Origin of the sequence: Pseudomonas oryzae (genome assembly GCF_900104805.1) — a bacterium.
GTDB lineage: Bacteria > Pseudomonadota > Gammaproteobacteria > Pseudomonadales > Pseudomonadaceae > Geopseudomonas > Geopseudomonas oryzae.
Genome location: NZ_LT629751.1, coordinates 1,239,775 through 1,252,626, shown reverse-complemented (window position 1 = coordinate 1,252,626; position 12,852 = coordinate 1,239,775). Strand labels below are relative to the sequence as shown.

General features: G+C 69.9%; 13 protein-coding genes. 2 read left to right on the top strand and 11 right to left on the bottom strand.

The window, feature by feature from the left end:
• Window positions 1–12: 12 nt before the first annotated feature.
• A complete protein-coding gene (locus BLT78_RS05695; protein ID WP_090348035.1) occupies window positions 13–732 on the bottom strand; it encodes a pirin family protein in 720 nt (239 codons plus the stop codon).
• Window positions 733–903: 171 nt separating this feature from the next.
• Between BLT78_RS05695 and BLT78_RS05690 the strand changes: the two genes are divergently transcribed.
• A complete protein-coding gene (locus BLT78_RS05690) occupies window positions 904–1,806 on the top strand; it encodes a LysR family transcriptional regulator (protein WP_090348034.1) in 903 nt (300 codons plus the stop codon).
• Window positions 1,807–1,835: 29 nt separating this feature from the next.
• On the opposite strand, the gene ureG is transcribed toward BLT78_RS05690, so the two are convergent.
• The 10 genes from ureG to BLT78_RS05640 form a co-directional block, all read right to left on the bottom strand.
• Entirely contained in the window at window positions 1,836–2,462 is a 627-nt protein-coding gene (ureG, locus tag BLT78_RS05685) for an urease accessory protein UreG (protein WP_090348033.1), read from the bottom strand.
• A 10-nt stretch (window positions 2,463–2,472) separates the two neighbouring features.
• Window positions 2,473–3,147: an urease accessory protein UreF gene (locus tag BLT78_RS05680; protein ID WP_090348032.1), complete on the bottom strand. Its 675-nt coding sequence runs from the start codon at window positions 3,145–3,147 to the stop codon at window positions 2,473–2,475.
• Window positions 3,148–3,160: 13 nt separating this feature from the next.
• Entirely contained in the window at window positions 3,161–3,343 is a 183-nt protein-coding gene (locus tag BLT78_RS05675; protein WP_090348031.1) for a hypothetical protein, read from the bottom strand.
• A 22-nt stretch (window positions 3,344–3,365) separates the two neighbouring features.
• Window positions 3,366–3,854 (bottom strand): urease accessory protein UreE, encoded by a 489-nt coding sequence (ureE, locus tag BLT78_RS05670; RefSeq protein ID WP_090348030.1) that lies wholly within the window; start codon window positions 3,852–3,854, stop codon window positions 3,366–3,368.
• A gap of 13 nt (window positions 3,855–3,867) precedes the next feature.
• Complete coding sequence (gene ureC, locus BLT78_RS05665) at window positions 3,868–5,571, bottom strand: urease subunit alpha (protein WP_090348029.1); 1,704 nt, start codon at window positions 5,569–5,571, stop codon at window positions 3,868–3,870.
• Entirely contained in the window at window positions 5,568–5,885 is a 318-nt protein-coding gene (locus BLT78_RS05660) for an urease subunit beta (protein ID WP_090348028.1), read from the bottom strand. The genes ureC and BLT78_RS05660 overlap by 4 nt, the downstream gene beginning before the upstream one ends.
• A gap of 114 nt (window positions 5,886–5,999) precedes the next feature.
• Entirely contained in the window at window positions 6,000–6,302 is a 303-nt protein-coding gene (locus BLT78_RS05655; protein ID WP_090348027.1) for an urease subunit gamma, read from the bottom strand.
• A gap of 10 nt (window positions 6,303–6,312) precedes the next feature.
• Entirely contained in the window at window positions 6,313–7,167 is an 855-nt protein-coding gene (locus BLT78_RS05650; RefSeq protein ID WP_090348026.1) for an urease accessory protein UreD, read from the bottom strand.
• Window positions 7,164–7,835, bottom strand: a complete 672-nt coding sequence (locus BLT78_RS05645) for a response regulator transcription factor (protein WP_090348025.1) — start codon at window positions 7,833–7,835, stop codon at window positions 7,164–7,166. The genes BLT78_RS05650 and BLT78_RS05645 overlap by 4 nt, the downstream gene beginning before the upstream one ends.
• Window positions 7,832–11,224: an ATP-binding protein gene (locus tag BLT78_RS05640; RefSeq protein ID WP_231975715.1), complete on the bottom strand. Its 3,393-nt coding sequence runs from the start codon at window positions 11,222–11,224 to the stop codon at window positions 7,832–7,834. The genes BLT78_RS05645 and BLT78_RS05640 overlap by 4 nt, the downstream gene beginning before the upstream one ends.
• Window positions 11,225–11,507: 283 nt before the next feature.
• Between BLT78_RS05640 and urtA the strand changes: the two genes are divergently transcribed.
• Window positions 11,508–12,776, top strand: coding sequence for an urea ABC transporter substrate-binding protein (gene urtA / locus BLT78_RS05635; protein WP_090348023.1), 1,269 nt, complete (start codon window positions 11,508–11,510; stop codon window positions 12,774–12,776).
• The last annotated feature ends 76 nt before the right edge of the window (window positions 12,777–12,852 follow it).

Sequence of the window (12,852 nt, the reverse complement as noted above, 5' to 3'; positions counted from 1 at the left end):
CTCCTCAGGAATTCAGTACATCGGCAATTCGTTGGGGCGCAGGTCGAACAGCAGCACTTCGGCAGCGTCGCCAGCACTGAAGTCGATTTCGCGGACGTCGCGCAGACGGGCGCCGTCGCCGGCCGCCAGGCGCTGACCATTGACGGTCAGCGCACCGCGAGCGACGTGGATATAGGCGTAGCGATCGGCCGGCAGCTCGATGCGCTGCTGCTCGGCACCGTCGAACAGGCCGGCGTAGACCCGCACGTCCTGATTGACCGACAGCGAAGCGTCGGCGCCGTCCGGCGAGATGATCAGGCGCAACCGGCCACGCTTCTCGGCGGCGGCGAAGTGCCGCTGCTGATAGCGCGGCGCGCCACCCTTGCGGCTCGGCACGATCCAGATCTGCAGGAAGTGCACGAGCTCCTCGCGCGAAGCGTTGTACTCGCTGTGCCGCACGCCGGTGCCGGCGCTCATCATCTGTACGTCGCCCGGACGGATCACCGAACCGTTGCCCATCGAATCCTTGTGCTCCAGGGCCCCTTCCAGCACGTAGGAGAAGATCTCCATGTCGCGGTGGCCGTGGGTATCGAAACCGCGCGCGGCGCGCACCCGGTCGTCGTTGATCACCAGCAGATCAGAGAAACCCATGTGCTTCGGGTCGTAGTAGCTGCCGAAGGAAAAGCTGTGCTGCGAATGCAGCCAGCCGAAGTTGGCGAGACCGCGCTCGGCGGCAGGTCTGATATCCAGCATTTCTATCTCCTCTGTATCGGCCCGGGCGCTGCCCGCCACGATGGGAAGCCGGTGCGCCACGCCGGTCATCGGGGCCGGCACCAGGTCGTTGGCGATGGAGCAACTTTACCCGCGCACACTGATGCCAAATAGAGGACAATCACGAACAGTCTGTTGACCTGGGAATCAACAATGAATCGACTCGATGCCATGGGCCTGTTCGTGCGGGTCGCCGAACTGGGCAGCTTCTCGGCGGCGGCGGGCCAGCTCGGCGTCGCGCGCTCGGTGGTGACCCGGCAGATCGCCGCACTGGAGGAGCACCTGGGGGTCAAGCTGATGGTGCGCAGCACCCGCAGCCTGTCGCTGACCTCCGCGGGCAGTGCCTATCTGGAAAAGTGCCGGACCATCCTCGAGCTGGTCGAGGAGGCAGAGGCCGGGGTGATGGAAGAACGGCTGACACCGGGCGGCCAGCTGCGCGTCAGCCTGCCGCTGAGTTTCGGCTTGCGCAAGCTGGTGCCGCTGCTGCTGGAGTTCACGCAAAACTATCCGGCGATCAGCCTGGCGATGGATTTCAGCGACCGCCAGCTGAACCTGATCGAGGAAGGCATCGACCTGTCGATCCGCATTACCGGCCAGCTCGATCCGGGGCAGATCGTCCGCAAGCTCGGCAACTGCCGCCTGCTCACCGTGGCCGCCCCTGGCTACCTGGAGCGGCATGGCCGGCCGGCACACCCCGGCGAACTCGCTGACCACGCATGCCTCGGCTACTCGCCGCAGGCCAACAACCGGCCATGGACCTTCCAGATCGACGGCCATCTGGAGTCGGTCTACCTGCCCTTCCGCCTGCAGGCCAACAACGGCGACGCCCTGACCGAGGCGGCCGTGCAGGGCCAGGGCGTCAGCGTGCAACCGGATTTCATCGTCGCCGACCACCTGGCGGCGGGACGGCTGGTCAGCGTGCTGGACGACTTCGCCCCGCCGCCATTGGGCATCTATGCCGTCTTGCCAAGCAACCGCTACATGCCCCTGCGGGTCAGGGTGCTGATCGACTTCCTCTCCGCACGGCTGGGCGAGGGCAAGCCGCCCTGCCCCTGAGGCGGGTCAGGCGCCCAGCCGGCGGCGTCTCAGCCGCGCGCCGCGTCGAGCATGCCCTTCTCGACGATGAAGTCGATCAGCGTCTGCAGGCCGTGGCCGGTCTTCAGGTTGGTGAAGGTCCACGGGCGCTCCGGGCGCATGCGGTTGGTGTCGCGCTCCATCACCTCCAGCGAGGCGCCGACGTAGGGAGCCAGGTCGATCTTGTTGATCACCAGGAAGTCCGACTTGGTGATGCCCGGGCCGCCCTTGCGCGGGATCTTCTCGCCCTCGGCCACGTCGATCACGTAGACGGTCAGGTCGGCCAGCTCCGGACTGAAGGTGGCGGACAGGTTGTCGCCGCCGCTTTCCACGAAGATCACCTCCAGGTTGCCGAACTTGCGCGCCAGCGCCTCGACCGCCGCCAGGTTCATCGAGGCGTCCTCGCGGATCGCGGTGTGCGGGCAGCCGCCGGTTTCCACGCCGACGATGCGCTCGGGCTCCAGGGCGCCGGCCTCGGTGAGGATGCGCTGGTCCTCCTTGGTGTAGATGTCGTTGGTCACCACGGCGATCTGGTAGTGGTCGCGCATGGCCTTGCACAGGGCTTCGAGCAGCGCGGTCTTGCCGGAGCCGACCGGGCCGCCGACACCGACGCGCAGGGGTTGCTTGTAGTCTTGCATGGGGTCTTCCTCAGGAACGGAACAAGCGGGTGTATTGGGTTTCATGCCGGGCCGAGGCGATGGCCAGCAGCGGCAGGCCGCCGCCGAGCGCCTCGTCGGGCAGTTCGAGGGCCTGCTCGAGCACGGCGGGCAGCTCCGCGCAGAGGTCGCGCAGCAGGCTCTGGGCGGCCTGTTGGCCGAAGGGCACCAGCTTGACCCCGGCCATCACCGCGCCCTCCAGCCAGGCGAAGCCGTGGCCGAGGGCCAGCTGGCGCAGCGGGATGTCCCAGTGCGCGGCCAACCAGGCCATGCCGCCGAGCTGGCTCAGCTCGATGCTCTGCCGCCATTCGGGGGCCTGGGCCAGCTGCCAGCCGTCGAGCATCCGCGCCAGCGCCTGGCCGCGCTGGCGTTCCTCGAGGCGCAGCTCGGCGGTCTCGCGGTTGGCCAGCAGGAAGCGGCTCCAGCGCGCGAAGGCCGCGGCATCGTCATCCCGGCAGGCCCGGTACAGACGCGCCAGCAGCGGCCAGTCGAGATGGCCGAGGGTGTCTTCCAGCTGCTCGCGCTGCCAGGCGCGGAAGCCCTCGGCGCCGCGGACCCAGCCGGCTTCCACCGCCCACTCCAGGCCCTGCGAGTAGGTGAAGCCGCCCACCGGCAGGTTGGGGCTGGCCAGCTGCAGCAGGCGCAGCAGATGCAGATCGGCACTCATCGCCTGGCCACCGTCACCAGCGCGGGCGCAGCCAGTAGGCCAGCCCGGCGACCAGCGCGATGGCGATGCCCAGCAGCATCTGGTCGGTGCCGAGCAGGTAGTGGAGGAGGCCGTGCTCGCTGGTATGGGCGTGGCCGACATGGGCGAAGGCCGGCGCGGCGGCCAGCGACAGGACGAAGGCAAGGGTCTTTTGCATGGTGGGGCTCCGGGTACGGGATTCAGTGGGGGTGCTGGCCGGGGGCGAGCACGAAACGGTGCTCGTGGCCATGGCTGTGGCCGTGCGGGGCGCTCTGGTAGGCGCCGGCCTCCGGCTCGAAGGGCGCCTGCTCGACCACTACCTCGAGGCCGAAGCCGCGCACCATGTCGTCGAGCACATGGTCGTGCTGGTAGCGGGCGAAACCGGCCTCGATCTGCAGCGGCACATGGCGGTTGCCGAGGTGGTAGCAGGCGCGCGCCAGGCGCAGCGGATCGGCGCAGCGCACGGTGGAGACCCGCTCGGCGGCGGCGATCACCTGCACCACCTCCCCGCCCTCCTCGGCGCCGAGCAACTGGCCGCCGCGCAGCAGCTGGCCGCGTTCGAGGAACAGGCCGGCTTCGCGGCCGTCGTCGAGGGTGACGCGCAGCCGGCTCTTGATGCGGCTGTCGAGATCGAGCGTCAGGGTGGCGCTCGGGGTGCCCGTTTCCAGGCGTCGGGTCAGTCGGATCATTCTCGTCCCCGCTTCAAAAAAGGAAGTAACGCTGCGCCATCGGCAGCGACTCGGCCGGCTCGCAGACCAGCAGCTCGCCGTCGGCGCGCACCTGGTAGGTCTGCGAGTCCACCTCGATCTGCGGCAGATGGCCGTTGTGCACCATGTCGCTCTTGCGCACGCTGCGGCAGCCGCGCACCTCGCCGAGTAGGCTGCGCAGGCCGAGCTGCTGCGGCACGCCGGAGGCGATGGCGGCCTGCGACAGGAAGGTCATCCGCGTGGCATGCCGCGCCGCGCCGAGCGCGCCGAACATCGGCCGGTAGTGCACCGGCTGCGGGGTGGGGATCGAGCCGTTGATGTCGCCCATCGGCGCCGTGGCGATCATCCCGCCCTTGATCACCAGCGCCGGCTTGACGCCGAAGAACGCCGGCGACCACAGCACTAGGTCGGCCAGCTTGCCGACCTCGACGGAGCCGACCTCGTGGGCGATGCCGTGGGACAGCGCCGGGTTGATGGTGTACTTGGCGATGTAGCGCTTGACCCGGAAGTTGTCGCTGTAGGCCGAGTCCTGCGCCAGCGGGCCGCGCTGCAGCTTCATCTTGTGCGCCACCTGCCAGGTGCGCAGCACCACCTCGCCGACCCGGCCCATTGCTTGGGAGTCCGAGGAGGTCATCGAGAAGGCGCCGATGTCGTGGAGGATGTCCTCGGCGGCGATGGTCTCGCGGCGGATGCGCGACTCGGCGAAGGCCACGTCCTCGGCGATGCTCGGGTCGAGGTGATGGCAGACCATCAGCATGTCGAGGTGCTCGTCCACCGTGTTGATGGTGTAGGGCAGCGTCGGGTTGGTCGACGACGGCAGCACGTTGGCGTGGGCGCAGGCGGTGATGATGTCCGGCGCGTGGCCGCCGCCCGCCCCCTCGGTGTGGAAGGTGTGGATGGTGCGGTCGCCGATGGCGGCCAGGGTGTCCTCGACGAAGCCGGACTCGTTGAGGGTGTCGGTGTGGATCGCCACCTGGGTGTCGGTTTCCTCGGCCACGCCCAGGCAGCAGTCGATTGCCGCCGGGGTCGAGCCCCAGTCCTCGTGCAGCTTGAGGCCCACGGCGCCGGCGGCGATCTGCTCGCGCAGCGCCGCGGGCTGCGAGACGTTGCCCTTGCCGAGCAGGCCGACGTTGACCGGCAGGCTGTCGACGGCCTGCAGCATGCGCGCGATGTACCAGGGGCCGGAGGTGCAGGTGGTGGCGTTGGTGCCGGTGGCCGGCCCGCTGCCGCCGCCGATGAAGGTGGTCACCCCGGAGGTCAGCGCCTCCTCGGCCTGCTGCGGGCAGATGAAATGGATGTGCGAGTCGATGCCGCCGGCGGTGACGATCTTGCCCTCGGCGGCGATCACCTCGGTGGCCGGGCCGACCGCGATGGTCACGCCGGGCTGGATGTCCGGGTTGCCGGCCTTGCCGATGGCGGCGATGCGGCCGTTCTTCACGCCGATGTCGGCCTTGACGATGCCCCAGTGGTCGATGATCAGCGCGTTGGTCAGCACCAGGTCCATGCAGTCGGCGGCGAGCATCTGGCCCTGGCCCATGCCGTCGCGGATCACCTTGCCGCCGCCGAACTTCACTTCCTCGCCGTAGATGGTGAAGTCCTGCTCGACGTGCACCCACAGCGCGGTGTCGGCCAGGCGCACGCGGTCGCCGACGGTGGGGCCGAACATGTCGGCGTAGGCCTGCCGGGAAATGCGGCTCATGCGTTGTCCTCCAGCCGGCCCATCACCGCGCCGCGAAAGCCCCAGACCTCGCGCTTGCCGGCCAGCGCTACCAGGGTGACGCTGCGCGCCTGGCCCGGTTCGAAGCGCACGGCGGTGCCGGCGGCGATGTCGAGGCGGAAGCCGCGGGCCTGCTCGCGCTCGAACACCAGCGCCGGGTTGACCTCGTAGAAGTGGTAGTGCGAGCCGACCTGCACCGGGCGGTCGCCGTGGTTGGCCACCGACAGCGTCACCCGCTCGCGGCCCTCGTTCAGCTCGATGTCGCCGGCGGCGACCTGGATTTCTCCGGGAATCATGGTTCTCTCCTGAGTCCACAGCGGCGTAGGGGGTAACTCGCGCCAGCGATTACCCACCATCCCCGCCAACGGTGGGTAAGGCTGCGCCGTTACCCACCCTACGAATGCGCGTCATCAAATGATCGGGTTGTGCACCGTCACCAGCTTGGTGCCGTCGGGGAAGGTCGCCTCGACCTGCACGTCGGGGATCATCTCCGGCACGCCGTCCATCACCTGCTCGCGGCTGAGCACCTGGCGGCCGGCCTCCATCAGTTCGGCGACGGTGCGGCCGTCGCGGGCGCCTTCCAGCACCGCGGCGCTGATCAGCGCCACCGCTTCCGGGTAGTTGAGCTTGAGGCCGCGCGCCAGACGGCGTTCGGCCAGCAGCGCGGCGGTGAACAGCAGCAGCTTGTCTTTCTCTCGCGGGGTCAGTTCCATCGTGTGTCCCTCAGGTGGCCCAGATGCGCGGCGGGCACGGCGCCAGGCCGGTGACGGCCGGGCGCAGGGCGTGCCACAGCCGCTGCAGGGTGGCTTGCAGGCGCTGGTTGTCGGCGTCGAGCAGACGGATCACCAGCAGGTAGTCGTCGAGCAGGGTCGCCCCGGCCGGCTGCGGCAGGCCGGCAAGCTGCTCGCGGGCCAGCTCCAGCAGTGCCGCGCTGCCGGGCGCGACGAGGAAGGTGGCCAGCAGCGGCAGGCCGGCGAGCTTGTCCAGCCGGCCGCCGTCGAGGCGCAGGCGCTCGTGCAGCAGCGGGTCGCCGCCCCGCTCCACCGCCAGCAGGCTGTCCAGCCGGCCGCTGTCGAAGGCTTCGCCCATCACTGGACGGCCCAGGCACAGGGTTTCCCAGGCCAGCAGCCGGGCGCCGGGCTCCAGGTGGAAGCGGCTTTCCAGGCGCAGCCGGGCGCCGGGGAACAGGATGCCGTCCTGCGGCAGCCACTCCAGGGTGGCGCCGGCGGCGACATGGAAGTGCTGCTCCAGGTAGGCGGTCGGCCCGGCGCTGCGGTAGAACTTGGTGGCGCCGGGCATGGTCAGCAGCGCGTGGCTGCCCTCCTCCAGGCGGACGTCCAGGTGCAGGCGGTCGCCACCGACCACCCCGCCCGGCGGGTGCAGCAGGTAGATGTGCGCCGGCGCCCCCTCGGGGAAGAACGGCCGCTGCACGGTCAGCGGCCCGAAGTGGCGGCGGCCGGTGAGCTCGGTACGCGCCCCGCGCGGCCGGAAGCGCAGGGCCAGCTGGGCGCGCCAGCCGTCGTCGGCCGGGGCGAAGCGGGTGGTCGTGTCGGGCGGCGCCAGGTTCGGGCTGTTCATCCGCGGCTGCCCCCCATGGCCAATACCACCGAGGCGGCGGCGGTGCGGGTTTCCACGCCGAGTTTCACGTAGACGTGCTCCAGATGCTTGTTGACGGTGCGCGGGCTGAGACCGAGGATCTCGCCGATGTCGCGGTTGGTCTTGCCGCAGGCCACCCACTCCAGCACCTCCACCTCGCGGGCGGTGAGCTGGTAGCGGCGCGTCAGCGCGGCGCGCACCGCCTCGGCGTCCGGCGCCGCCGGCGGCTGCGCGGCCTCGCGGGCCTGGCGCAGGGCGCGGGCGGTGCGCAGGTGCGAGGCGACCCGCGCCAGCACCTGCTCGGGATGGATCGGCTTGGTCACGTAGTCGACGCCGCCGGCGGCGAAGCCCTCCAGCACGTGCTCGCTCTCGGTCAGTGCGGTCATGAACAGCACCGGCACGTCCTCGAACTCGGCGCGCGCCTTGATCCGCCGGCAGGTCTCGAAGCCGTCGATGCCCGGCATCCGCGCATCGAGCAGGACGATGTCGGGCTTGAGGCGCTGCATGCGCTCCAGCGCGGTGGCGCCGTCGAGGGCCACCAGCACCATGTGCCCGGCCTGCTCGAGGGCGTCGGAGAGCAGCGCCAGGTTGTCCGGCAGGTCGTCGACGATCAGCACGATGCTCTGTCCGGCGCGTTCGACAAGATTCATGGCGAGGACTCCAGCGGGGGTTGCGCGGCGCGCGGGGTGGCCTGGGCCAGGCAGCGCGCCAGTTCGTCGAGCTGGAAGCGCCGGGCCAGGCCGCGCAGGCGCTCGATGGCCGGTGCGCAGCCCGGCTGCTCCTGCTCCAGACGGTCGAGCCGCTCGATCACCCCGCGCACGTAGCCCAGCGCGGCCAGCTCGCCGAGCTCGGCCAGCGCCTGCGCCGGCAGCTCCAGCTCGCGGGTGGGCGCCGGCTCGGCGCTCTCGCGGCGCAGCCAGTCGAGGCCCAGGTGCAGACGGATCTTCTCCAGCAGCGCCGGGCCGTGCACCGGCTTGGCCAGGTAGTCGTCGCAGGCCGGATCGAGGCGGCGCGCGCCCTCGTCGGCGAAGGCGTTGGCGGAGACCACGATGATCGGCGCCTGCGAGCCGACCGACTGGCGGATCAGCCGGCTGGTCTGCCAGCCGTCCAGCTGCGGCATCGACAGGTCCATGAGGATCAGGTCGGGGTTGAGCAGCGACACCTGGCTCAGCGCCTCCTGGCCGCTGGCGGCCATGGCGATGTCGAAGCCCAGCGGTTCGAGCAGGCCGGCCAGCACCTTGCGGTGTTCGAGGTGGTCGTCGACCACCAGGATGCGCCGGCGCGGGCCGCGGTAGCCGACGATGTCGTGCTCCTCGGCCAGCAGCGCCTGCGGCACGCGCACCGCCGGCAGGTACAGGCGCAGCTGGAAGCGGGTGCCCTGCCCCGGCATGCTGCTCACCGTCAGCTCGCCGCCCATCAGCACGCTGAGCATGCGCGCGATGCTCAGGCCCAGGCCCAGGCCCTCGTCCTGGCGCAGCGGGTCGCCGCGCTCGAAGGGCTGGAACAGGCGCTCGAGCTGTTCGCTGGCCATGCCGATGCCGGTGTCGAGGATCTCGAAGGTGGCGGTCTGGCGCAGGTAGCCGACGCGCAGGGTGACGCTGCCCCGCTCGGTGTAGCGCACCGCGTTGCCGAGCAGGTTGATGAGGATCTGGCGCAGACGCTTCTCGTCGCCGCGCACCACCGCCGGCATCTGCCCGCTGCGCTCGAGGTGGAAGGTCAGGCCCTTCTCGGCGGCCTGCAGGGCGCACATCTTGCCGAGCTGGTCGACGAACTCGGCGAAGTCGATCTCGCACGGTTCGAGGTTGAGCTTGCCGGCCTCGATGCGCGCCACGTCGAGCAGGCCGTCGATCAGCGACAGCAGGTGCGCGCCGCTGCGGTGGATGGTGGCGAGGGCCTCCTGCTGGCGTTCGCCGAGGCTGGCGTCGCGGCGCAGGATCTGGGTGTAGCCGAGGATGCTGTTGAGCGGCGTGCGCAGCTCGTGGGACAGCCCGGTGACGTAGCGGCTCTTCGCCGCGTTGGCCGCCTCGGAGGCTTCCTTGGCCTGCTGCAGCTGGGCGTCGGTCTGGCGGTGCGCGTCGATCTCCTGGATCAGCAGGCGGGTCTGGCGGTTCGACTCCTCCAGCGCCACCCGGCGGCTCTCGCGGTTGAGCACCACCCACCAGGCCAGCACGCCGACGAACAGGGCGAGGATCAGGAAGGCCTTGAGGAAGCCCTGCTGCAGGGGCTGCAGCGCATCGGCGGCCAGTCCCTGGGCGACCTGGCCGTAGACCAGCGCCAGGGCGCCGGCGAGCAGCACGCCCATCAGGCCGAACACCAGCAGGTAGTGCAGCAGGCGGGTGTGCAGGCGCGGCACGGCGACCCCCGGCAGCAGGCGCCCGAGCCAGCCCTGCAGCCGCTCGTGCAGCGCCGCGCGCGGCTTGCACTGGTCGCCGCAGCGCGCGTCCAGCGAGCAGCACAGCGAGCAGATCGGCGCGGCGTAGGCCGGGCACCAGGCCATGTCCGGTTCCTCGTAGGGGTTGCCGCACACCCCGCATTCGACCTTGTCCTGCTGGCGGTGCGGGTGCAGCAGTTGCGCCTGGTGGGCGCGGGCCAGGTAGTAGCGCCCGCCGGTCAGCCAGGCCAGCAGCGGCGCGGCGAGCAGCGCGGTGCCGAGGGCGATCAGCGGCGCCATGGCCTGCGCCTGTGCGCCGAACAGGCCGGCGTAGGCCACGATCGCCAGCAGCGAGGCGAGCAGCATGGCGCCGACGCCGACCGGGTTGATGTCGTGCAGGTAGGCGCGCTTGAACTCGATCAGCCGGGGCGACAGGCCGAGCGGCTTGTTGATCACCAGGTCGGCGACCATCGCGCCGATCCAGGCGATGGCGACGTTGGCGTACAGGCCGAGCACCTGCTCGATGGTCTCGACCACGCCCAGCTCCATCAGCATCAGGGCGATGCCGACGTTGAACACCAGCCAGACCACCCGCCCGGGGTGGCTGTGGGTGACGCGGGCGAAGAAGTTCGACCAGGCCAGCGAGCCGGCGTAGGCGTTGGTGACGTTGATCTTCAGCTGCGACACCACCACCAGCAGCATCATCGCCGCCATCGCCCAGTGCGGGTCGGCGAACAGCTGCTGGTAGGCCACCCGGTACAGCTGCGCCGGCTCGTCGGCGTGCTCCATGCTCACCCCGTACTGCAGGGCGAGCACCGCCAGCAGTGCGCCGCCGAGCATCTTCAGCGCGCCGGGGACGATCCAGCCGGGGCCGGCGAGCAGCAGTGCCGCCCACCAGCGGCCGCGGTTGGCGGCGGTCTGCTCGGGCAGGAAGCGCAGGTAGTCGACCTGCTCGCCGATCTGCGTGACCAGCGCCAGCACCAGGGTGCAGGCCAGGCCGAAGGCCAGCGGATCGAAGCCGTTGTCGCCCTGTCTGCCGGCGAAGCCCGCCAGTTCGCCGGGCAGCTGCGGATGGGCGAGCAGCACCGCGGCATACGGGACCAGCAGCAGGAGCAGCCACAGCGGCTGGGTCCAGGCCTGCAGGCGGCTGATCAGGGTCACCCCGTAGACCGCCAGGGGGATCACCGCCAGGGCGCTGACCACGTAGGCGAGGCCGAGCGGGATGGCGAAGTACATCTCCAGCGCCACCGCCATCACCGCCGCCTCGAGGGCGAAGAACAGGAAGGTGAAGCTGGCGTAGATCAGCGAGGTGATGGTCGAGCCGATGTAGCCGAAGCCGGCGGCGCGGGTCAGCAGGTCCATGTCGATGCCGTGGCGCGCGGCGTAGTAGCTGATCGGCAGGCCGGTGAGGAAGATCACCAGGCTCATGGCGAGGATCGCCCACAGGCTGTTGGTGAAGCCGTAGTTGAGCACCAGGGTGGCGCCGATGGCCTCCAGCACCAGGAACGACAGGGTGCCGAGCGCGGTGTTGGCGATGCGCCCCTCCGACCACTTGCGGAACGAGGCGGGCGTGTAGCGCAGGGCGTAGTCTTCGCGCGTCTCGTCGGCTACCCAGCTGTTGTAGTCGCGGCGGATGTTGACGATGCGCTGGGGTCCGTTGGCGTGCACGGCGGGGATTTCCTGGAGCGGGTGCGGCGCACCTGCAAGGAGCGTGCCCTGCCCCGTTACGGAGCCGCTTTTCGCCATGCGCAGGCCCGCCGCGACCCAGTCGGGCCGGCCTGACGCCAGGGATGTGCACCAAGATCTCTTCATGGGGCAGAGGATGCACCATCAGGGCGCAGCGGCTGGATACGTCAGATGACGTAGGCGCTTACGTAATGCTGCGTATAACGCCCCGGGCGGCCGGCGGACCATGCTGTGTCCCATCCAACGCCCACCGGAGATTCACCGCATGCAACGCCGTCCCCTGCTCAAGTCCGCCTTCGCCGCCAGCGCCCTGATGCTCAGCGGCCTGTTCCCCTTCACCGTGCAGGCCGCCGAAACCATCAAGGTCGGCATCCTGCATTCGCTGTCCGGCACCATGGCCATCTCCGAGACCTCGCTCAAGGACATGGCGCTGATGACCATCGAGGAGATCAACGCCAAGGGCGGGGTCAACGGCAAGCAGCTCGAGCCGGTGGTGGTCGATCCGGCCTCCAACTGGCCGCTGTTCGCCGAGAAGGCCCGCCAGCTGCTGACCCAGGACAAGGTCGACGTGGTGTTCGGCTGCTGGACCAGCGTGTCGCGCAAGTCGGTGCTGCCGGTGTTCGAGGAACTCAACGGCCTGCTGTTCTACCCGGTGCAGTACGAAGGCGAGGAGCTGTCGCCCAACGTGTTCTACACCGGCGCGGCGCCGAACCAGCAGGCCATCCCGGCGGTCGAGTATCTGATGAGCGAGGACGGCGGTGGCGCCCAGCGCTTCTTCCTGCTCGGCACCGACTACGTCTATCCGCGCACCACCAACAAGATCCTGCGCGCCTACCTCAAGTCCAAGGGCGTGGCCGACAAGGACATCGAGGAGGTCTACACCCCGTTCGGCCACAGCGACTACCAGACCATCGTCGCCAACATCAAGAAGTTCGCCGCCGGCGGCAAGACCGCGGTGATCTCCACGGTCAACGGCGACTCCAACGTGCCGTTCTACAAGGAACTGGCCAGCCAGGGCCTGGAAGCCACCGAGGTGCCGGTGGTGGCCTTCTCGGTCGGCGAGGAGGAGCTGCGCGGCATCGACACCAAGCCGCTGGTCGGCCACCTCGCCGCCTGGAACTACTTCCAGTCGCTGGAAAACCCGGCCAACAGCGAGTTCGTCAACAAGTGGCAGGCCTACGCCAGGGCGAAGAACCTGCCGGGCGCCGACAAGGCGGTGACCAACGACCCGATGGAGGCCACCTATGTCGGCATCCACATGTGGGCGCAGGCCGTCGAGCAGGCCGGCACCACCGAGGTCGACAAGGTGCGCGAGGCACTCGCCGGCCAGTCGTTCGCGGCGCCGTCGGGCTACACCCTGACCATGGACAAGACCAACCACCACCTGCACAAGCCGGTGATGATCGGCGAGGTCCAGGAGGACGGCCAGTTCTCGGTGGTCTGGCAGACCGAAGGCCCGCTGCGCGCCCAGCCGTGGAGCCCGTTCATCCCCGGCAACGACAAGAAGCCGGACTACGCGGTGAAGTCGAACTAAGCGACCTTGCTCGACCGTTCCCACGCTCCGCGTGGGAACGCCGCTGGAACGCGCAGCGTTCCGCCATGGCTTGCCA